At 61.4% G+C, this 20,141-nt stretch carries 17 protein-coding genes and 1 riboswitch; of the genes, 6 read left to right on the forward strand and 11 right to left on the reverse strand.

Annotated elements, in window-relative coordinates:
* Window positions 1-42 precede the first annotated feature (42 nt).
* The 3 genes from GOB94_RS15545 to GOB94_RS15555 all read right to left on the reverse strand — a co-directional run bounded on the left by GOB94_RS15545 (window position 43) and on the right by GOB94_RS15555 (window position 3,030).
* A complete protein-coding gene (locus GOB94_RS15545) occupies window positions 43-1,107 on the reverse strand; it encodes a bifunctional glycosyltransferase family 2/GtrA family protein (RefSeq protein WP_182276755.1) in 1,065 nt (354 codons plus the stop codon).
* Between the two features lie 149 nt (window positions 1,108-1,256).
* Window positions 1,257-1,778 carry a DUF2199 domain-containing protein gene (locus GOB94_RS15550; protein ID WP_182276756.1) on the reverse strand — a complete coding sequence of 174 codons (522 nt, stop codon included), beginning with the start codon at window positions 1,776-1,778 and terminating at the stop codon, window positions 1,257-1,259.
* Window positions 1,779-1,887: 109 nt separating this feature from the next.
* Window positions 1,888-3,030 carry a PilT/PilU family type 4a pilus ATPase gene (locus tag GOB94_RS15555; RefSeq protein ID WP_182276757.1) on the reverse strand — a complete coding sequence of 381 codons (1,143 nt, stop codon included), beginning with the start codon at window positions 3,028-3,030 and terminating at the stop codon, window positions 1,888-1,890.
* A gap of 437 nt (window positions 3,031-3,467) precedes the next feature.
* On the opposite strand from GOB94_RS15555, the gene GOB94_RS15560 reads away from it, so the two are divergent.
* Window positions 3,468-4,235 (forward strand): NIPSNAP family protein, encoded by a 768-nt coding sequence (locus tag GOB94_RS15560; protein WP_182276758.1) that lies wholly within the window; start codon window positions 3,468-3,470, stop codon window positions 4,233-4,235.
* A 6-nt stretch (window positions 4,236-4,241) separates the two neighbouring features.
* Here the strand turns inward: GOB94_RS15560 and GOB94_RS15565 are convergent, their stop codons facing one another.
* Window positions 4,242-4,649: a helix-turn-helix domain-containing protein gene (locus GOB94_RS15565; RefSeq protein ID WP_255484054.1), complete on the reverse strand. Its 408-nt coding sequence runs from the start codon at window positions 4,647-4,649 to the stop codon at window positions 4,242-4,244.
* A 94-nt stretch (window positions 4,650-4,743) separates the two neighbouring features.
* On the opposite strand from GOB94_RS15565, the gene GOB94_RS15570 reads away from it, so the two are divergent.
* Window positions 4,744-5,688: an oxidoreductase gene (locus GOB94_RS15570; RefSeq protein WP_182276760.1), complete on the forward strand. Its 945-nt coding sequence runs from the start codon at window positions 4,744-4,746 to the stop codon at window positions 5,686-5,688.
* Here GOB94_RS15570 and GOB94_RS15575 read toward each other — a convergent pair whose 3' ends face one another.
* The 4 genes from GOB94_RS15575 to deoC all read right to left on the reverse strand — a co-directional run bounded on the left by GOB94_RS15575 (window position 5,689) and on the right by deoC (window position 11,690).
* Window positions 5,689-7,329, reverse strand: a complete 1,641-nt coding sequence (locus tag GOB94_RS15575) for a chloride channel protein (protein ID WP_220464949.1) — start codon at window positions 7,327-7,329, stop codon at window positions 5,689-5,691.
* Between the two features lie 138 nt (window positions 7,330-7,467).
* Complete coding sequence (locus GOB94_RS15580; RefSeq protein WP_182276762.1) at window positions 7,468-9,873, reverse strand: aldehyde dehydrogenase family protein; 2,406 nt, start codon at window positions 9,871-9,873, stop codon at window positions 7,468-7,470.
* 69 nt (window positions 9,874-9,942) lie between these two features.
* Window positions 9,943-10,632, reverse strand: a complete 690-nt coding sequence (locus GOB94_RS15585; RefSeq protein ID WP_182276763.1) for a hypothetical protein — start codon at window positions 10,630-10,632, stop codon at window positions 9,943-9,945.
* A 35-nt stretch (window positions 10,633-10,667) separates the two neighbouring features.
* Window positions 10,668-11,690 (reverse strand): deoxyribose-phosphate aldolase, encoded by a 1,023-nt coding sequence (gene deoC / locus GOB94_RS15590; protein WP_182276764.1) that lies wholly within the window; start codon window positions 11,688-11,690, stop codon window positions 10,668-10,670.
* 199 nt (window positions 11,691-11,889) lie between these two features.
* On the opposite strand from deoC, the gene GOB94_RS15595 reads away from it, so the two are divergent.
* On the forward strand, window positions 11,890-13,392 hold the full coding sequence (locus tag GOB94_RS15595; RefSeq protein ID WP_182276765.1) for a DUF2252 domain-containing protein: 1,503 nt from the start codon (window positions 11,890-11,892) through the stop codon (window positions 13,390-13,392).
* Between the two features lie 53 nt (window positions 13,393-13,445).
* On the opposite strand, the gene GOB94_RS15600 is transcribed toward GOB94_RS15595, so the two are convergent.
* The gene (locus GOB94_RS15600) at window positions 13,446-13,859 is read right to left on the reverse strand and encodes a TOBE domain-containing protein (protein ID WP_182276766.1); all 414 of its coding nucleotides are present in this window, start codon (window positions 13,857-13,859) and stop codon (window positions 13,446-13,448) included.
* Between the two features lie 215 nt (window positions 13,860-14,074).
* A riboswitch (cobalamin riboswitch) is annotated at window positions 14,075-14,271 on the forward strand.
* A gap of 104 nt (window positions 14,272-14,375) precedes the next feature.
* Between GOB94_RS15600 and GOB94_RS15605 the strand changes: the two genes are divergently transcribed.
* Window positions 14,376-16,829, forward strand: coding sequence for a ribonucleoside-diphosphate reductase subunit alpha (locus GOB94_RS15605; RefSeq protein ID WP_182276767.1), 2,454 nt, complete (start codon window positions 14,376-14,378; stop codon window positions 16,827-16,829).
* A gap of 159 nt (window positions 16,830-16,988) precedes the next feature.
* Window positions 16,989-18,020 carry a ribonucleotide-diphosphate reductase subunit beta gene (locus GOB94_RS15610; RefSeq protein ID WP_182276768.1) on the forward strand — a complete coding sequence of 344 codons (1,032 nt, stop codon included), beginning with the start codon at window positions 16,989-16,991 and terminating at the stop codon, window positions 18,018-18,020.
* Here GOB94_RS15610 and GOB94_RS15615 read toward each other — a convergent pair.
* On the reverse strand, window positions 18,017-18,631 hold the full coding sequence (locus GOB94_RS15615; protein WP_182276769.1) for a TetR/AcrR family transcriptional regulator C-terminal domain-containing protein: 615 nt from the start codon (window positions 18,629-18,631) through the stop codon (window positions 18,017-18,019). The genes GOB94_RS15610 and GOB94_RS15615 overlap by 4 nt on opposite strands.
* A gap of 119 nt (window positions 18,632-18,750) precedes the next feature.
* Here GOB94_RS15615 and GOB94_RS15620 point away from each other — a divergent pair, with 119 nt between their 5' ends.
* Complete coding sequence (locus GOB94_RS15620) at window positions 18,751-19,719, forward strand: zinc-binding alcohol dehydrogenase family protein (RefSeq protein ID WP_182276770.1); 969 nt, start codon at window positions 18,751-18,753, stop codon at window positions 19,717-19,719.
* Between the two features lie 219 nt (window positions 19,720-19,938).
* Here the strand turns inward: GOB94_RS15620 and GOB94_RS16975 are convergent, their stop codons facing one another.
* Entirely contained in the window at window positions 19,939-20,073 is a 135-nt protein-coding gene (locus GOB94_RS16975) for a hypothetical protein (protein WP_255484056.1), read from the reverse strand.
* Window positions 20,074-20,141 lie beyond the last annotated feature (68 nt).

Raw genomic sequence — 20,141 nt, forward strand, 5'->3', positions numbered from 1 at the left:
CAGTGAGGGCTGGAAGCATGCGGATCGCAAGGCGGCGGAAGGTCACACGGCCTCCGAACGGCGAAAGATGAAGGTGCGCTGGATGGAGAAGCTGACCAGGCTGAGCGCGGATTCGACCAGCACTTTGGCGAGGAAGACGTTCCAGCCGAGCCGGTACGTGAGCGCATAGATCAAGCCGTAGCTCAGGCACGCAATCACAGCCACCAGCGCATAGTAGCGCCAGATAGCGGCAGTGACCGGGCCCCGGTTGCGGAAGACGAAGCGGCGGTTCAGGGTGAAGTTGACCAGCGAACTGAGTCGGCCCGTGGCAACGCTGACGGCCAGGTTTTGCGTGGCGGCAAAGGCAATGCTGAAGCCGGCGAAGTCAACTGCCGCAGCCAGCAGTGACGAGAGATAGAAGCGCGCCAGCACGAAGTAGATGCGCATCGAATCCCACACCGGATTGAAGTGGGACGAGCGATTGGCGTCGATGTAAACCGTGCGGATAGGCACCTGCAGGGGTTTGGAGCCATCGCGGCAAAGATGCGCGAGCACGGTCATCTCGTACTCGTACCGTTCGCCGTCGAGCGTCATCAGGCCGGACAGAGCCGTTGGCGGAAGCCCGCGCAGGCCGGTCTGCGTGTCGGCGAGTCTGACCCCGGTGACGAACGTGAAGATGGAACGCGTGAGCGTATTGCCCAGACGGCTGCGGAAGGGCACATCGCCTGAAAAAGCGCGCACGCCGAGCACAGGACGGCCTGCGCTGAGAACGAGCGCGCGGGCAACGCTGAGAATGTCTTCGACGGTGTGCTGGCCGTCGGCATCGGCGGTGACGACGCCGAGGAGATCGGGGCGATGGAGCAGCAGGTGATTGAAGCCGGTCTTGAGGGCGCGGCCTTTGCCAAGGTTTACAGCGTGGCGAAGGACGGTGACGCCGGTTCGCGCAAGTTGGTCGAACAGAGGCTGGAGGTCGGGGTCGCTGCCGTCGTCGACGACCAGAACATGGCCGATGCCGGCAGCACGGAGAGCTTCCGCGAGCGTCGGAAGAATGGGCGCGGGCTGCCATGCTGGAATGAGCACGGCGATACGGCGCAGCGAATCGGGCTCCGGCGGAATTTGCAAGGACATGGGCATGGACAGCATAACGCAGCGGAACGCCCTTCGTTCCGCTGCGCAGATTTGCTTCGTTCAGAGGATCGGCAATCAGACGGCTGTAAAGAGTTTTTGTCTACACCTCAGAATTCCGTAGCTATCTGAACCAGGATGAACCTCGATCACTATGGCCTTCCCGGATGCAGCACCATCTCCGCAATCTCCTGCACGCGTCCCAGCGAAATACCCTCCCGCTGTTCCACCGCGATCGGATGCAGCGGGTCCTGCACAAAGAAGTGCGGCCGCCGCCCCACTCGCTGCGTCTGCACATCCACTTCCAGGTCGATCGTGTTGCCGTACACCGGCATCTCCGTCGCCAGGTACCCTGTAAACACAGGCTCGTTCTCGCGTCCTTCCACCTTCCACATCGCATCGGCCCGCAGGTACGTCTTCGGGCTCACCTCTGCCCACACGCCCCAAATGAACGGCTCTTCCAGCCCATGCACCGGAATCGGAATCCGCCCACGCAGATAAAACTTCGAACCGTCAATCACGCACTGGTCCTTGGTCATCTCCACGCGAGCTGCCTGTTCCGCCGCCGAAACCTCGCCTGCGGGCTTCGGGGCCTTCACGCTATAACTCAGCGACAACGCATGTCGCTCGCCACAGATACTGCACAGAAACTCACCCGCCACGTCACCAGCCATTCCTCTATTCTCCCACGCGACCGTGCGATGGTCGTCGATAAGCCCGTGCCCCACATCTCGCCTTTGAGGTGTGGACATCCGGCAGGGCAAACCGCCAATCAGTCGGAAATCACCCGAGTCGGCCCAGTAACGACCGCAACTCATCAGGGTGATAGCAATGCGCCAGCGCCGTCTCTTTCGAGATCCGCCGCGCCCGCACCAGCTCCGCCAGCGACTGGTCCATCGTAGTCATTCCATCCGCGCCGCCCGTCTGTATCTGCGACCGGATCTGATGGTCGTTGCCCGTCCGTATCAGGTTCCGAATCGCCGGCGTGCCCAGCATGATCTCCACCGCCGGATACCGCCCCGCGCCATCCATCGCCGGAACCAGTTGTTGCGCAATCACCGCCAGCAGCGCCAGCGAGAGCTGCTGCCGTATCTGCGCCTGGTTGCTCTCCGGAAAGCTGTCCAGAATCCGCGACATCGTCTGCGCTGCATCGTTCGTATGCAAACTCGATAGCACCAGGTGCCCCGTCTCCGCCGCCGTCAGTGCAGCGCTCATCGTCTCCGCATCACGCATCTCGCCAATCAGAATCACATCCGGATTCTGCCGCAGCACCGCCCGCACCGCATGCCCAAAGCTCGGCGTATCGTGCCCCACCTCCACCTGCTCCACAATCGAGTTCCGGTTCGCATGCTGATACTCCACCGGGTCTTCAATCGTGATGATGTGCTCCCGCCGCCGCGCATTGATCATGTCGATCAGCGCCGCCATCGTCGACGTCTTCCCGCTCCCCGTCGGCCCTGTCAGCAGGATCAGTCCCTGCCGCCGCTCCGAAAGCCGCGTCAGCACTCCTGGCAGATGCAGTGACTCCATCGTCGGCACCTGCGGCGGCAGCACCCGCAGGCTCGCCGCCAGCGTCCCGCGCTGATAGTGCAGGTTCGCCCGAAACCGCCCGAGCCCCGGCCGCACAAAGCAAAAATCAATCGACCGGTTGGCCTCCAGCTCCTTCACCTGCCCGCTGCTCAACAGCGGCAGCAGCAACTCGCGGATATCATCGTCCGTCAGCGTCTTGCCCGCCACCACGGCTAGCTGTCCATTGATGCGCAGAGTCACCGCCGCCCCCACCACCAGCACCACGTCGGACGCCCGCTGCTCCGCCGCCTGTTTCAGCAACGCATCTAGCCGCGTACGGTCATGGCTCTTCACCACCGTCGTCGAACGGTTCAGCTCATACACCAGTTCCGACAGATCGTTCTCAAACCCCGCCATCCAACCTCCTGCACTCTTCAGTGCCAGCCTTCGCGGTTAGACGTTGCCGCCCGCCGCATGGCTTCCATCCTCATCTCGGATCTTTCCCACTGCAAGCCGCTACTCCCGGATATCAAACCTCCGGATCAGCCCATCCTCCACCCGGAAGATGTGTCCGACCATCTCATCCATCAGCACCTTGCCCTCCAGGTCCTTCACCACTACACCCGCCGCAGAAACGCTACCTCATCCACGCCAGCCTCCTCTTGACACCACAGCTACAATAAAGAGGTATCGCCAATCTCTGGAATAAAAGGTACATCTCATCCCGCGCCGCGGAACAAGCAGGGCAGGGGATACACTCTTAACCCCAATCCGCTCCGGATCTTACCCCCAAAAAAAGGGGGGAGGGTGCTCACGTTGTCGTACTCTAAAAACGACGCCAACGGAGACCTCGAATGGAACGCCGCGCCTTCATGAAATCAGCCCTCGCCACCGCAGCAACAACCTCCTTCGCCTCCCCTCCGCAGCCGCAGCAGGAGTTCTACGAGCTCCGCAAATACACCCTCCGCAACGGCCCGCAGTTGGCCCTTGCGCAAGGCTACTTCGAGCGCGCCCTCATCCCCGCACTCAACCGCCTCGGCTGCTCCCCCATAGGAGCCTTCAAGCTCGACATCGGCCCCGAAACGCCAACGTATTATGTGCTCATCCCCTCAACCTCCGCCGAGCTCCTCATCTCCCTCGACACCCGCCTCGCCGCGGACCCTGAATACATCCGCAACGCTGCCGGCTTCCGCGACGCCCCCGCTTCAGCCCCAGCCTTCCAGCGCGCCGAACGCACCCTGCTCTCCGCCTTCACCGGATGGCCCAAACTCACGGCACCCAAGCCCGGCAAGCGCATCTTCCAGCTCCGCACCTATGAAAGCCCCAGCCAGGTCGCCCACCAGCACAAAATCCAGATGTTCAACGAAGCCGAGATCGCCATCTTCATCCGCAGCGGCCTCAACCCGGTCTTCTTCGGCAACACGCTCATCGGCTCGCGCATGCCCAACCTCACCTACATGCTCACCTTCCCCAGCCTCGCCGACCTCACCGAGCACTGGTCCAAGTTCTCCGCCGATCCCGAATGGCACGAGCTCTCCCACAAACTCGGCAACACCGACGCCGACATCGTCAGCAACATCTCCAACCTCTACCTCAGTCCACTACCGTTCTCGCAGATCTGACGCACCCTACCGTCCATCAAACTTAGCCTGCGCCACCCGAAACCTCTCCAGGTTCTCCACCGCCCATAGCCAAAGCGGATGCACCTGTTCCAGCATCTCCAGCCCCAACTCCGTCACCGCATACTCCACCCGCGGAGGCACCTCCGCAAACACCGCCCGAGTCACCAGCCCATCGCGCTCCAATTGCCGCAGCGTCTTCGTCAGCGATTTCTGGCTCACTCCCTCCACCTGCTCCATCACCCGCGAAAACCGCATCGGCTCGCCATTCTCCGCCAGCACCGCGAGCGTCCACAGTGTCCACTTCTCAGCCATGCGTGTCACCGTCTCGCGCACCAGAGAGTCCATCTCTGGCCCCAGCGCTTCGCACGCTTCATTTGCCTCTGCCCAGTCGATCTTCGATTTTTTTCGTGCCACTTTCTTTATTTTCCTCATTAGTTACCTAAAGGTAAGTACAAGCCGAAAAGGTGCCTTATTGCCATTAGATACTGACTGCTTCATAGTACTCCTTATGAAGACGAACTGGACCACCCGAGACATCCCGTCACAGCAAGGCCGCCGCGTTCTCATCACCGGAGCCAACAGCGGCATCGGCTTCCACACCGCTCTCGAGCTCGCGCGGCAAGGCGCTGAGATTATTCTCCCCGCCCGCTCACTCGCTAAATCCGAAGACGCCATCGCCCGCATCCGTGCCGAAGTCCCCAATGCAAAGCTCATTGCGGAAACCCTCGACCTCGCCGACCTCAGCAGCGTCCACGCCTTCGCCGCTCGCATCGTCCTGCGTTTTCCCGGTCAGTCACTCGATCTCCTCATCAACAACGCCGGCGTCATGGCCATCCCACAGCGCGAGATCACTCCCGACGGCTACGAGCGCCAGTTCGCCACCAACTACCTTGGCCCCTTCGCGCTTACGGCGCTGCTCTACAACTCCATCAGGCAACAGCTCGGCTCGCGCATCGTCATCGTCTCCAGCACTGCCAGCAAGTTTGGCAAAATCGACTTCAGCAATCTGCAGTCCGAGCGCCGTTATAGCCCCATGTGGCAGTGCTACGCGCAGTCCAAGCTCGCCGACTCCATCTTTGCGCTTGAGCTGCAGCGCCGACTCACCGCCATCAACTCGCCAATCATCACTACCGCCGCGCATCCTGGCTACGCCATCACGAACCTGCAGACCAGCGGCCCTGGCGAAGGCTCCTTCATGATGAATCTGATGAGCATGGTACTGAAGCCCATCCTCTCGCACGACGCTCTGCACGGCGCGCTGCCCACGCTCTACGCAGCAGTCGATCCCAACGCGCAGCCCAGCGGCTACTACGGTCCCAACGGCTTCCAGGAGCTCAAAGGCAATCCTGCCCCTGCAAAGATCGCACCCGCTGCACAGGACCCCATCGTCGCCGCAAAGCTATGGGCAGTCTCCGAGCAACTCACCGGCGTCCCCTTCAACATCCACGCCTGATCAGCCCGCAGCCATCTCCTCATGCGAGAGGTGGCTGCCATCACCATCGCCTTCACCAATCGGTGCAAGCTCAGTCGCCAGTGAATCAATGCCCTCCGGCTGTACCACTACAATCAGTCGATCACCCGGCAGAAGCACTAAATCCGGCTTCGCCAGCAACACATTCTTCCCCCGCAGCACCGACACAATCCGCGAGTGGCTCACAGCTCCATCCACTGGCCGCACACGGATCTGTTTGCCCGCCCACTTGCTCTTCGGCCTCAGCACACCAGCCGTCAGCCGCGAACCATCGGGCAGGTCCAGCTCCAGTCCGCTCTGCAGCAGCGCCGCCAGATGCACATGCGTTACCTCGCTCGGCCAAGCGATGCCGCCATGCTCCAGCAGCCGCATCGCAACCTCCACCTGCTCCGCCTGGTGCGCAGGCGAGTCCGCTCTCCCCGCCACCTGCGCCTCATACATGCTGCCGTACTTCACAAACCGCGACAGGTTCTTCTGGATCACGAAGCTCAGCATCACCGCCAGCCCTGCCGGCACCAGCAGTGCATAGCCACCCGTCATCTCCACCACCATCAGCAGCGTCGCAATCGGCACGCGCGCCGCGCCGCCGAACACCGCCGCCATCCCCACAATCACCAGCCCTGCCGGTGCATGATGGCTCAGCCCACTGAACACGCCGCCCAGCATCGCCCCCACAAACAGGCTCGGCGCAAACACACCGCCCGACCCGCCCGACGACACCGTCAGCGAAAACGCAATCATCTTCGCGCCCAGCAGGATCAGCAGCAGCCGCAGCGCCATCTGTCCATCCATCGCCTGCTGCATCCAGCCATAGCCACCCGCCAGCACCTGCGGTAGCTTCAGCGCAATCAGGCCCACCAGCAGTCCACCAATCGCCGGCTTGATCCACGGCGGTATCGGCAGCGCATGGAACCCATCGCGCATCCGGTAGAACACCTCCGGTAGCACCGTCGCCACCAGCCCGCTCGCTGCTCCCAGCGCGATGTACCAAAGGTAGTGCGTCAGCTGCGTTGGCGGAAACTGTCCCGGCACCGTGAACAGCGGTTTGAATCCCACAAACGCGCCATTCACCGCATACGCCACAATCGCCGCCAACATGCAGTACAGCAGCCCTTCGCTCTCAAACTCAATCCCGCTGTACAGCACCTCCACCGCAAACAACGCCGTCCCAATCGGCGACCGGAAGATCGCCGACAGTCCCGCGGCCATACCCATCAGCACCAGCAGCCGTCGCTCTCGCGTAGGCCGATTCAACCACGTCGCATACATCGACCCGAAACCTGCCGCGATCAGCGCCGTCGGCCCTTCGCGGCCGGCCGACCCGCCCGACCCAATCGTGATCGCCGAAGCCACCATCTTCAGCGGAGCCACCCGCGCCCGGATCGTCCCACCCGTCCAATGCAGCGCCTTCACTACCGTATCGGTGCCGTGCCCCTCGGCCTCCGGCGCGAACGTATAAACGAGCCATCCCGAAAGCAGCCCGCCCAGCGTCGTCACCACCGGCACCAGCCACAGCCCATGCGGCCCAATCACCTGGTTCGGTGAGCCGCCCTCACCACGCAGCCCCGGCGGCGTATACCCCGCCATCCACTGCAGAAACAGCTTCTGCGAAGCGTCCAGCATCCACGTAAACACCTGCGCACTCAGGCCACCTACCACCCCAAGCACAACGGAATCTAACAGCAGCCGCGGGTTGTCTTTGCTTTGCACTACTGTCTACGATGCGCGCAATGTGTTAAACAGCGCTGAAAATTTCGGCGGCTACTCTCCATAAGGCACCCAGATGTTCTTTACCTGTGTAGCATGTCGCAGCCACCAGCGCCCTTCGGCCTTCGCGTTGAACCAATCTACTGCGCGCCCATCGTTCGCAAACACCTGCTTCAAGTTCCCAATCGACGCGGCCTTCACCATCGCACTCGCCACTTCATCGCGGAAGCTCCATACCGCATCCACATCGTCATGCTCGGCCAGCGTCTTGCCCAGCGACAGCGGTGGCCCTGCAACCAGGTTCACCACGCCACCCGGAACATCGCTCGTATCCAGCACCTGGTACAGCTCCGCCATCAGCGTTGCAGTTGTCTCGCTAGGCACCGCGACCACCGTGTTGCCCATCGCAATCGCCGGCAGCACCAGCGACATCAACCCCAGCAACGGTGCATCCTCCGGCGCCAGCACACCAACCACGCCGACAGCCTCCTTCATCGCCAGCGTCACCATCTTCATCGGCGGATTGTGCACCGAACCCTCATACTTATCCGCCCATGCAGCATAAGCAAATGTGCGCTCAATCGTCGCCTCAATCTCACGCTCCGCCTGTGCTTCACCCACAAATGCCGCGAGCTTCGCCGCAATCTCAGCCTTGCGCTGCATCAGGTTCTCGGCCAGGAAGTACAGCACCTGCGCGCGTCCATGGGCCGCAGTCTTGGCCCACTTCGCACTCATTCCGCGAGCAGCCTCCACCGCATTCCGCACATCTTTGCGCGACCCCAGCGGAGCCTCACCGACCAGCTCACCACCGCGCCCATACACCGGATAGCTATACCCCGAATCCGGCCGCGTCTGCTTCCCACCGATATACTGCTTCACCGTCCGATCAATCCCAAGCGCAGGCTCCGAAGAACTGGGTGCCCCATGTCTCGCTTCTGAGACATGGGTTTGCAGAGAAGCCTGTTGAGTTACGGTTGTGGTTGCTGCCTCCGCCCACTCCGGCACCAGGTACTCATACATCCCTTCCTTTCCACCCTCACGCCCATAGCCGGATTCACGATACCCGCCAAACCCACATGCCGCATCGAACAGGTTCGTCGCATTCACCCACACCACACCGGCCTTCACCTGCGCGGCCACATCCAGCGCGACATTGATGTTCTCGCTCCAGATACTCGCGGCTAAACCATACGTCGTATTGTTCGCCAGTTCCACAGCCTCCGCCGGAGTCCGAAACGTCATCGCCACCAGCACCGGCCCAAAGATCTCCTCCTGCGCCACCGTGCTCGCAGGCGAAACATCCGTTAGCAATGTCGGCTTATAAAACAGCCCCTTCTCCGGCATCGACATCTCCGGCTGCCAGCAAGTTGCCCCTTCGGCAACGCCCTGCTTTACCAGCCCTGCAATCCGTTCCAACTGCACCGCATCCACAATCGCCCCAATGTCGACAGCCTTATCCAGCGGCGACCCCACCCGCAGCGTCTGCATCCGCGCCTTCACCTTATCCAGCAGCCGCTCCGCTACGCGCTCCTGCACCAGCAGCCGCGACCCCGCGCAACACACCTGCCCCTGGTTGAACCAGATCCCATCCACCAACCCCTCAACCGCCGAGTCCAGGTCCGCATCATCGAACACAATAAACGGAGACTTCCCACCCAGCTCAAGCGACAACTTCTTCGAAGTCCCCGCCGTAGCCTTCCGAATAATCCGCCCCACCTCAGTCGATCCCGTAAACGCAATCTTGTCGATCCCCGGATGGCTAGTAATCGCCGCGCCCGTCTCGCCCGCGCCATTCACCACATTCAGCACACCGGCAGGCAGCCCAATCTCATCGGCAATCTCCGCCAGCGCCAGTGCACTCAGCGGAGTGTACTCCGCAGGCTTGATCACCACCGTGCACCCCGCAGCCAGCGCCGGAGCCACCTTCCACGCAAACATCAGCAGCGGAAAGTTCCACGGAATAATCTGCCCCACCACCCCCACCGGCTCGTACCCAACAAGCTCCTCATCCCGCAACTGCGCCCACCCGGCATGATGATAAAAGTGCCGCGCCACCAGCGGAATATCAATGTCCCGCGACTCGCGAATCGACTTCCCGTTATCCAGCGTCTCCAGCACGGCTAACTTTCTGGCGTGCTTCTGCACCTGCCGTGCCAGCGCATACAGATACCGAGCCCGCTGATGCCCCGTCAGCGCCTGCCACCCCGGCAACGCCGCTCGCGCCGCTTTTACCGCCGCATCGACATCGCTCGCCCCAGCTGTAGCCACCGTCGCCAGCACCTCACCCGTCGCCGGATTCTTCGTCTCAAACGTCTCCGCACCCACGGCAGTCCACTTGCCACCGATGTAGTTCCCAAACCGCCGCCCATGCGCCTCGAGCCACTTCACCACCTCGCTCGCATCCTCCGGCGCCGGTCCGTACTCCATCGAATAAAACTTCTCCACTACGCCGCTTGCCATTGCTACCTCGCTAAATCATTTCGGGGATGTTTTGTATCCATAGATGCTGATGACCGATCGCTTAACACCCTAGGGGGGTGGTGGCAGCTTGACCAATAAATCTCGAGCTTTCCACTCTTCAAATTTAGAAGCCATTTCTTCGGTATATTCAGAAATCCAATTTTCTTCATGTTCTATCGCCCACCCCACAATGTGGTTCCAGATTCTACCTACGTGCCCGAGCAGGTCCGACAGCAAGAGCTGAGAATTGGCCGGGTCACCAGTCAACAAAATTGAAGCTCTAGGCGTTGGATGACCACCGCGATCACAGTGATATCCATAGTCTTTTCCCCGGAATCTTCCTTGTGAAGCTTTCCGCAGCTTTGCCGGACGAAAAAAGTCTTGTCTCTCTTCGTCATTGCTTCGAATCCATTGCTCAGCATCTTTGTCGCGCGACTCAAAAGCCCACGCAAGGTACTCGACTTCGACCATTTGTCGAAGCAGGGCCGATGCTGCATAGCATCGGCTTGTGGTGAATAACTCTGCGCTTGCACCTGTGAGCTCGGATGCAATCCTAAGCAGCATAGATACCGCAACCGTCTCATCAGACCCATAGCCGAAAGGGGAGACTCCGGTCTTTCTGTCGGTTCCGGCTATATATCCAACAACGTGAAGAGTATCTCCAACCTTCTTGAATCGCTTCGAGGCAAAAAGCGCAAGCGAGCTTCGAAGTTCAACGACGGATGGATCGATTGCAGCAGCAGAGACCCATACTTTCATCGACTCTATTTGTGACGCTGGTATCACCATATTTCTCACGCAATCGGATGCCGATAGGTCGCCGAATACCTTCCCGTAACAAAATGCTCCAGCTGCCGCTCAATATCCGCCAGCATCGAACTAGCCCCGAACCGGAACAACGAAGGCTCCAGCCAAGGCCGTCCAAGCTCATCCTTCATCAGAGCCAGCCAATCCAGAGACTGCTTCGCCGTCTTGATCCCGCCCGCCGGCTTATACCCGACATACATCCCCGTCCGTTCCGCATACTCACGAATCGCCCTTACCATCACCAGCGAAACCGGCAGCGTAGCATTCACAGCTTCTTTGCCAGTCGACGTCTTAATAAAATCACTTCCCGCCATCATCGCCACCCAACTCGCCCGGGCCACATTCCGCAGCGTCAACAGATCGCCCGTCCCAAGAATCGCCTTCATATGCGCGGCCCCGCACGCCTCCTTGAACGCGGCAACCTCGTCATACAGCGCACCCCACTCGCCGTTGAACACATGCGCGCGCGTAATCACAATATCGATCTCGCTTGCCCCGGCTTCAACACTTCGCCGAATCTCATTCACCCGCTCAGCCAACGGGCTCAACCCGGCAGGGAAGCCCGTCGACACCGCAGCCACCGGAATCCCGCTCCCCTCCAACGCCTTCACCGCCGTCTCCACAAACGCGTGATACACACAGACAGCACCCGTCGTAAGATGAAGCTTCTCAATCCCCAGCGCCTTCACCAGATGGTCCTGCAACGGCCGTCGAGCCTTCGCACACAACCGCTTCACCCGATCGGCACTGTCATCGCCCGAGAGCGTCGTCAAATCCATACACGCAATCGCGCGCAGCAGCCAAGCCGCCTGCCACTCTTTCTTCACTGTTCGCCGAGTCCCAATCGTCGCTGCGCGCCGCTCCACCGCGCTTGTATTCACCTGAACCTCATCCACCCAATCTAGGTTCAGCTCAATCCGCTGGTTCGGCGAAAGCTCTCGCCCATGCAGCGTCACCGGCACCGCCGCACCAAGCACCTCACCCAACTGTTCGCGCTCTCTAACACTCATCGCTCGTACTCCCCATACAGTGTCATCTCGACCCGGAGCATCGCAGCTTCACCGCGATGCGCAGTGGAGAGACCTGCAGTTTGCTCGCATTGCCACAAATCTTGGGCCAAACGAACCGCCAAAGCAAAAGTGTATACCCGCAGCCCCATCCGCTATAAGCTTTCACAGGCACCGTTTCGCCCGCAGGAGCAACCACGACATGTCCACGCTCACCCCGCCATTGCCGCCCTCCGAGCGCGCCGCCCTCGGCCACGCCGCCCGCAAGCAGCTCGGGCGCCGCGCCCACGCCTCCATCGACATTCATGCCGCCGCGCACGACCCCATAGCGCTCCTCCGCGCCTCGGAAAAAGACCGCATTCAGTCTCTCGTCGCCATCAAGCATGAGCGCATGACCGAGAGCTGTTTCAGCTTCTACCGGGGAGCTGTGCCTATCATGGCCTTCGACCTCGCCGCCCAACCCAACACCGGCCTCATCACCCAGCTCTGCGGCGACGCCCACATCTCCAACCTCGGTGCCTTCTCCGCACCGGCCGCAGGCCTCTCAAAGGGAATCGCAGGCGGCCTCACCTTCGACATCAACGACTTCGACGAGACCATCCGCGGCCCCTTCGAGTTCGACGTCAAGCGCCTCGCCACCAGCCTTATCCTCGGCGGCCGCGAAGCCGGCATCAAGCTCGCCGCGCGCCACAAAGCCGTCTCGCACTTCCTCGCCCGCTATCGCGAGCACATGCACACCTTCGCCGAACTTCCCATCCTCGAACTCGCCCGCTATCAGATCCACCGCCTCGCCCACATAGACCCCATGCCCGCCATCCTCGCGCAGGCCGAGCGCTCCACCGTCGACAAGACCTTAAAATCCCTCACCGAGTCCACCAGCAAGAGCGCGAAGAACAACAAGGCATCGAACGCCAAAGCTTTGAAAGGGACAGGCGATACCCAGGTACCCCAAGGCTTCAGCCTTGGGTCTCATAAACAGGCAAGTAAGAAAGGGGTTTTAACCCCGGAGGGAGCAGCCGACCGCCACTTCCGTTCCGACCCGCCACTCCTCCGCCGCATCACCGGCAAAGAAGCCGACAACGTCCTCGCCTCCCTCGGCCCTTACTCGCGGACACTGCAACCTGAGCGCCGCCACTTCCTCGACAAGTACCGCCCCATTGACGTCGGTTTCAAAGTCGTCGGCACTGGCTCCGTCGGTTGGCACGACTACGTCATCTACCTTGAAGGCACGCACGACTGCAAGTCCGACCCGCTCTTCCTGCAGGTCAAGGAGGAGACCGCCTCCGCCTACGCGCCCTATCTGCCTGAAGGCTCGCAGCACACCCACAACGGTCACCGTGTGATGGACGGCCAGCGCGCCATGCAGCTCACCAGCGACCCCTTCCTCGGCTACACCACCATCGAAGGCCGCGACTACCTCGTCCGCCAGCTTAACGACCACAAGGCATCCATCGACCTCACCACTCTCACTGCGGACTCGCTGCTCGGTTACGCCGATCTCTGCGGCGAGCTCTTCGCCCGCGGCCACGCTCGCGCCGGAGACCCCGTCGCCATCGCCGCCTACCTCGGCAAGAACTGCCGCTTCGACGACGCCATCCTCAGCTTCGCCCACAACTACGCCGACCAGACCGAGCGCTACTGGGACCTCTTCAAAAAGTCCCTCAAGCCCGCAAGCCCACGCCGCAAGTCTCAACGCAAAGGCTAAGCTTCCACGCGCTCTTCACTACTGTCTACCCTACTGCACTACTGTCTGTCCCTCTACACCCGTTCGATCATCACATCGGTCGACTTCATCAGCGCGGCAGCCGTCTGCCCCTTGCGCAGCTGCATCTCACGCACCGCATCCGATGTAATGATCGACGTGATCCGCTGATCGCCGATCTTCAGCACGATCTTCGCCATCAACCCGCTGATCGTCACCTCTTCAATCACGCCCAACAGCTGATTACGCCCGCTCACCTTGCGGTACCGCTCGCGCGAAATCCTCATCGCAGGTTCCGGCTTCGTCTTCATCAGCGGACGCAGCGCACTCTCCGGCACCCTGTGGTGTCCCCCTGGCGTCTTTACTGTCTTCAGCTTATCGGCCAGTATCCACTGCTTCAGCGTCGGATAACTCACACCCAGCGCTGCCGCAGCCTCTCGCGGTTTCAACAGAACATCGACATCCGCCATCGCACATCCTCCGGAACAAGCCGAGTATAGCCCGGCAGTGCTTGCACCGACCTCGCCGGTCATCGCTCTCTTCCTATGACCAGAATGCTCATGGTGCCCATGTGCCCCATGAGCGGAGCTTTCTGTTTCGCTATAAATTTCTTTCGCGCACATTCCACGGCACCTCCCTCACATATCCACAACCTATAGTCTTGCCCCGCCTCTGACCACAAGCTATAGTCGTTTTATTCCACGGTCTCCTCTCGCAAGAGTGGAGTGAAAAGGGAATCTGGTGAAACTCCGGAACTGCCCCGCAGCGGTAAGCAGGTACGAACGCCCTAACTGAAGACACTGGTTGGACAAACCGGGAAGTCAGGGTCATTAGGTCCGAACCTGCAGAGTCCGAAGACCTGCCATGGAAACATCGCACACGCCTCCGAGGGGAGGCGAGGTGACAGCTTCCCTCTGTCCTCCGCACAGCACGCGCGGCGGTCGCTGTCTCTTCGCACACACTCTGAGGCCTGGGAGGAACCACCCATGGCCGCCGCTGACTCCATCCACACCCAGACCACACTCGCCGACATCACTCCCGGCTTTCCCGTCCGCGAGGAGATGCCCGTCATGCACGTCCGCAAGCGCAACGGCGCGCTTGAGCCCGTCGACGTCAACAAGATCGTCCGCGCCGTCCAGCGCAGTTCCTATGGCCTCTCGCACGTCGATGCCATCCGCGTCGCCAGCAAGACCATCGGCGGCCTCTACGACGGCGCCACCACCCGCGAGCTCGACACCATCTCCATCGACACCGCCGCCTCCCTCATCGCCGAGGAGCCGCAGTACTCGCGCCTCGCCGCGCGCCTCCTCCTCGCCACCATCGTCAAGGAGGTCTCCGCGCTCAACCTGCACAGCTTCTCGCAGTCCATCGCCTACGGCCACGCCGAAGGCGTCGTCGGCAAGGCCACAGCCGAGTTCGTCGCCACCCACGCCCGCAAGCTCAACCACGCCATCGACGACTCTCTCTCCGACCGCTTCGAATACTTCGGTCTCCGCACCGTCTACGACCGCTACCTGCTCCGCGATCCCATCTCGCGCTGCGTCATCGAAACTCCGCAGCACTTTTTCCTCCGCGTCGCCTGCGGCCTCGCCGGCTCTCCGCATGAGGCCATCGCCTTCTACCGCCTCATCGCCTCGCTCGACTACATGCCGTCCTCGCCCACACTCTTCAACGCCGGCACCAAGCACCCGCAGATGTCCTCGTGCTATCTCCACGACAGTCCCAGCGACTCGCTCGACAGCATCTACGACACCTACAAGAACGTCGCCTTGCTCTCCAAGTTCTCCGGTGGCATCGGCGTGGCCTTCCATCGCGTCCGCAGCGAGGGCTCACTCATCCGCGCCACCAACGGCCTCTCGAACGGCATCATCCCCTGGCTCCGCACGCTCGACTCCTCCGTCGCGGCGGTCAATCAGGGCGGCAAGCGCAAAGGCGCCTGCTGCGTCTACCTCGAACCCTGGCATGCCGACATCGAGTCCTTCCTCGAGCTCCGCGAAAACACCGGCGACGGCGCTCGCCGCACCTACAACCTAAACCTCGCCAACTGGATTCCCGACCTTTTCATGCAGCGCGTCGAAGCCGACGCCATGTGGTCGCTCTTCGACCCCAAAGACGTCCCACACCTCCCCGACCTCTTTGGCGAGCCCTTCAAACTTCTCTACGAAGAAGCCGAGGCGCAGAAGCTCTACAAGCGACAGATCAAGGCCCGCGATCTCTACCTCCGCATGATGCGTTCGCTCGCCGAAACCGGCAACGGCTGGATGACCTTCAAAGACGCCACCAACCTCAAGTGCAACCAGACCGGCGCTCCCGGCAACGTTGTGCACCTCTCCAACCTCTGCACAGAGATCACCGAAGTCTCGTCGAAGGACCAGACCGCCGTCTGCAACCTCGGCTCCATCAACCTCGCCCGCCATATCACGGTCGATGAAAACAACCAGCCCACCTTCGACTTCATCAAGCTAGCCGAAACCGTCCGTACCGCGGTCCCCATGCTCGACCGCGTCATCGACATCAACTTCTATCCCATCCCCGGCGCCGCCTCCAGCAACGCGCAGTGGCGTCCCATCGGCCTCGGCATCATGGGCCTGCAGGACGTCTTCTTCCAACTCCATCTCCCCTTCGACAGCGCAGAAGCCCACGCGCTTTCAACCAAAATCCAGGAAGAGATCTACTACCACGCCCTCGTCGCCTCCTGCGATTTAGCCGAAGCCAACGGCCCCCACAATACCTTCGCCGACACGCGCCTCGCCAAGGGCCACTTCCAGTTCGACCTCTGGAACGTCACTCCGTCCGACACAACCCGCTGGGACGCTCTCCGCGCCCGCATCGCCCAGCACGGCGTCCGCAACTCTCTGGTCATCGCCATCGCCCCGACAGCCACTATCGCCAGCATCGTCGGCTGCTACGAGTGCATCGAGCCGCAGATCTCCAACCTCTTCAAGCGCGAAACCCTCTCCGGTGAGTTCCTGCAGGTCAACCGCTATCTCATCGAAGAGTTGCAATCCCGCAACCTCTGGACAGAAGACATGCGTATGAAGCTCAAGCTCTCCGAAGGCTCCGTACAAAACATCGAAGGCCTCCCCGACGACCTCAAGCTCCTCTACCGCACCGTCTGGGAAGTCCCAATGCGCGCCCTCATCGACATGGCCGCCGCGCGCAACGCCTACATCGACCAGTCGCAGTCCCTCAACCTCTTCGCTGAATCCCCCAACATCGGCAAGCTCTCCAGCATGTACATGTACGCCTGGAAGCAGGGCCTCAAGACCACGTACTACCTTCGCTCGCGCCCTGCGACAAAGATCGCCAAGACCACCGTCGCCACCGCCAGCACCCGCACCAACGCCGCAGCCTCCAACGCAACCACCGCAACAACCACGGACGCAGCAGCCATAGCCTGCTCACTCGAAAACCCCGAGTCCTGCGAAGCCTGCCAATAGCTCCACCAACCTCCGTCATCTCGACCGACCAACGGAAGCGGAGAGACCCCTGTATTTTGCTTGCACCACCACAACCTCTGGGTGCCCCATCTTCGCGACGGCATCATCGTCGCTAAGGTGGGTTGCACACTCTCCATCGAGCCACCGAAAGGACCACAAATGTCCAGCCACTCCTCCGTCGCCGCCCCCGACCACATCCTCGACCCCGGTCTCTGCCTCACGCTCCGCCCCATGCGTTTCCCAGTCTTCTACGACATGTTCCGCGACGGCATCAAGAACACCTGGACCGTCGAAGAGGTCGACTTCCAGACCGACCTCGCCGATCTGAAAACCAAGATCACCCCCGCCGAGGTCCACGTCATCCAACGCCTCGTCGCCTTCTTCGCCACCGGCGATTCCATCGTCTCCAACAACCTTGTGCTCAACCTCTACAAGCACATCAACAGCCCCGAAGCGCGCCTCTACCTCTCGCGCCAGCTCTTTGAAGAGGCAGTCCACGTGCAGTTCTACCTCACGCTGCTCGACAACTATGTCCCCGACCCCGAAGAGCGCAACGCCGCCTTCGCTGCCGTCGAAAACATCCCCAGCATCAGCAAAAAAGCCGACTTCTGCATGAAGTGGATGGACTCCATCCAGCAGCTTGAAACGCTCGAAACTCGCGAGCACCGCCGCCAGTTCCTGCTCAACCTCATCTGCTTCGCCGCGTGCATTGAAGGCCTGTTCTTCTTCGCCGCCTTCGCCTACGTCTACTTCTTCCGCTCGAAAGGTTTACTCCATGGCCTCGCTGCAGGGACAAACTGGGTCTTCCGCGATGAGTCCTGCCACCTCGAGTTCGCCTTCGAGGTCGTCAACGTCGTCCGCGCACAAGAACCCGATCTCTGGGACGCCGAGCTCGAAGCCCAGGTCGTCACCATGCTCCGCGAAGCCGTCGACTGCGAAACCCAGTTTGCTGAAGACCTCCTCGCCGGCGGCGTCGCCGGCCTCAGCCTCCGCGACATGCGCGAGTACCTCGGCTACGTCGCCGACTCCCGCCTCCAGCGCCTCGGCATCGCTCCCGCCTTCAACGCCAAAAACCCCTTCGCCTTCATGGACCTTCAGGACGTCCAGGAACTCACCAACTTCTTCGAGCGCCGCGTCTCCGCCTATCAGACCGCCGTCGAAGGCGAGGTCGCCTTCACCGAGGACTTCTAACCCTCACTCTCAGCGCCTCGCACAATCAGCCCCAGGCTCTCCCTGTAGCGTTGCTCGAACCTGTCGAAGAGGACCCCGCCGCTTTGCCGCGACAGCGGGAACCTCTTCGCGTCGAGCTTCGCCCTGCGCGCCTCCAGGTCATATGCCGCCGACCGCTCACCCGGCCGCGGAAACACCGCCTGCTCCTCAATTACAAAGCTCACCGTGAACGTATACACCGTGCTCAGCAGCACCACCGCCTGCCGCACGGAAAACCCAGCCTCCACCAGCCGCTGCCCTACGCGCTCCGTCGTCTCCATATAAACCGTGTCCGTCAGGCGGGACCCCGCCACCATCCGCGCACCATCCCTATACTTCAACAGGGCCTCCCGCAATCCCATTCCAAACGTACGGACCCACACGGCCCAGTCACTCGCACCCTTCACGGGCACCAGGCCGGCAGCGCCCTCGGCCAGCACCAGCGTCGCCATCGCATCAACCAGCTCTTCCTTGCTCTTGAAGTGCCAATACAGCGTCGGCGCCTGGATCTTCAACTCCGTCGCCAGCCGTCGCAGGGTAAGCTGCTCCAGCCCCACTTCGTTCAGCAGGTCCAATCCTGCCCGCACAACCATCTCGCGATTCACCTTCATAGCAGCAGGGTAGCAGCGCGGCAGTTGAAAATCTACCCGTGTTCGAGTAATCTAACAAGGTTAGATTTATGGCCGCAATTCTTCCACCAAGGAGTACTCCAATGAAGGCAGCAGTCGTCTATGGCCCCGGCCAAACTCCCCAATATGCCGACTTCCCCAACCCCACCCCCAGCGCCGGCGAAGAGCTCATCACTGTCCACGCCTCCGCCCTCAGCCACTTCACCAAAGGCCGCGCCTCCGGCTCACACTACAGTTCGGATGGCGTCTTCCCGGCAGTTGTAGGCGCAGACGGCGTCGGCACCACATCTGACGGCCGCCGCGTCTACTTCGTCCTGCCCGAAGCCCCCAACGGGGCCATGGCCGAACGCACCGTCGTGCGTTCCCGCCAGTGCATCGAGCTTCCCCCGGACATCGACGACATCACAGCCGCGGCCATAGCGAACCCCGGCATGTCCGCCTGGGCTGCTCTCGTCGAGCGCGCTCACTTGCAGCCTGGCGAAACGGTGCTTATCAACGGCGCCACCGGAACGGCGGGCCGACTCGCGGTGCAGCTCGCAAAGTACCTCGGCGCTTCAAAAGTGATCGCCACCGCCCGCGACGCAAACGCCCTCGAAGACCTCCGCGCCCTCGGTGCCGATGTCCTCATCCCCTTCGACCTCGAGCCCGTTAATCCCCAGGGCCGCAGGCAGTACGAAGCCGCGCTCAAAGAGCAGTTTGCTCTCGGCATCAACGTCGTCATCGACTACCTCTGGGGCGTCAGCGCCGAAACCATCATCGTCGCCATCGCAAAAGCTATCGACGACGCCACTCCTGTCCGCTTCGTCCACGTCGGGGGCCTCAGCGGCGGCGAGATCCAGCTTCCCGGTGCGGCCCTGCGTTCCTCCGCCATCGTCCTCATGGGCAGCGGCAACAAGAGCGTCCCCATGCCCCGCCTGCTCGCCGCCATCCAAAGTGTCTTCGACGCCTTCATCCCTGCACAGCTTCAAATCAACCCAAAAGTTGTCCCGCTATCGCAGGTAAAAGCAGCCTGGGACGACATCGGAAAGCCCCGCATCGTCTTCGTGCCGTAGCCATGCACCGAGCCAAACAACGCCCGCTCCTGTCACGCGGTGGGGCCTTTACCCAAAGACTCTTCGGCCTCCCAAAAAGCTTGTCATTTCGACCGGAGCATCGCAGCTTCATCGTGATGCGGAGTGGAGAAACCCCTGTATTTGCTGTAGCGAGAGCCGAAGGCACGAGCGTACCTCAACTACAAAAACGGCAAACGCGCAGTTTTGGGCAAAGCTCCACTACGACCGCACACGCACGCCATACAACAGCGACTCCGTCCGCGGATTCAGCAGATCGTGATACCCCAGGCTCAACTCCAGCTCAGAGAGATACACATACTCCTGCAACCACCCATGCAGCGACTTGATCCTCATCGTTAAACCTCCAGAAGGGAAGAGCGCCAATAAGCTGGCTCTCTGCACCTTCAATCTAAGCAACGCTT

It is taken from the genome of Granulicella sp. 5B5 (genome assembly GCF_014083945.1).
Lineage (GTDB): Bacteria > Acidobacteriota > Terriglobia > Terriglobales > Acidobacteriaceae > Granulicella.

What these genes read in the sequence shown, in the direction of transcription:
- GOB94_RS15545 (WP_182276755.1), bottom strand. Translation starts at nt 1,107, where the DNA reads ATGTCCTTGCAAATTCCGCCGGAGCCCGATTCGCTGCGCCGTATCGCC.
- GOB94_RS15550 (WP_182276756.1), bottom strand. Translation starts at nt 1,778, where the DNA reads ATGGCTGGTGACGTGGCGGGTGAGTTTCTGTGCAGTATCTGTGGCGAG.
- GOB94_RS15555 (WP_182276757.1), bottom strand. Translation starts at nt 3,030, where the DNA reads ATGGCGGGGTTTGAGAACGATCTGTCGGAACTGGTGTATGAGCTGAAC.
- GOB94_RS15560 (WP_182276758.1), top strand. Translation starts at nt 3,468, where the DNA reads ATGGAACGCCGCGCCTTCATGAAATCAGCCCTCGCCACCGCAGCAACA.
- GOB94_RS15570 (WP_182276760.1), top strand. Translation starts at nt 4,744, where the DNA reads ATGAAGACGAACTGGACCACCCGAGACATCCCGTCACAGCAAGGCCGC.
- GOB94_RS15575 (WP_220464949.1), bottom strand. Translation starts at nt 7,329, where the DNA reads ATGCTGGACGCTTCGCAGAAGCTGTTTCTGCAGTGGATGGCGGGGTAT.
- GOB94_RS15580 (WP_182276762.1), bottom strand. Translation starts at nt 9,873, where the DNA reads ATGGCAAGCGGCGTAGTGGAGAAGTTTTATTCGATGGAGTACGGACCG.
- GOB94_RS15585 (WP_182276763.1), bottom strand. Translation starts at nt 10,632, where the DNA reads ATGAAAGTATGGGTCTCTGCTGCTGCAATCGATCCATCCGTCGTTGAA.
- deoC (WP_182276764.1), bottom strand. Translation starts at nt 11,690, where the DNA reads ATGAGTGTTAGAGAGCGCGAACAGTTGGGTGAGGTGCTTGGTGCGGCG.
- GOB94_RS15595 (WP_182276765.1), top strand. Translation starts at nt 11,890, where the DNA reads ATGTCCACGCTCACCCCGCCATTGCCGCCCTCCGAGCGCGCCGCCCTC.
- GOB94_RS15600 (WP_182276766.1), bottom strand. Translation starts at nt 13,859, where the DNA reads ATGGCGGATGTCGATGTTCTGTTGAAACCGCGAGAGGCTGCGGCAGCG.
- GOB94_RS15605 (WP_182276767.1), top strand. Translation starts at nt 14,376, where the DNA reads ATGGCCGCCGCTGACTCCATCCACACCCAGACCACACTCGCCGACATC.
- GOB94_RS15610 (WP_182276768.1), top strand. Translation starts at nt 16,989, where the DNA reads ATGTCCAGCCACTCCTCCGTCGCCGCCCCCGACCACATCCTCGACCCC.
- GOB94_RS15615 (WP_182276769.1), bottom strand. Translation starts at nt 18,631, where the DNA reads ATGGTTGTGCGGGCAGGATTGGACCTGCTGAACGAAGTGGGGCTGGAG.
- GOB94_RS15620 (WP_182276770.1), top strand. Translation starts at nt 18,751, where the DNA reads ATGAAGGCAGCAGTCGTCTATGGCCCCGGCCAAACTCCCCAATATGCC.
- GOB94_RS16975 (WP_255484056.1), bottom strand. Translation starts at nt 20,073, where the DNA reads ATGAGGATCAAGTCGCTGCATGGGTGGTTGCAGGAGTATGTGTATCTC.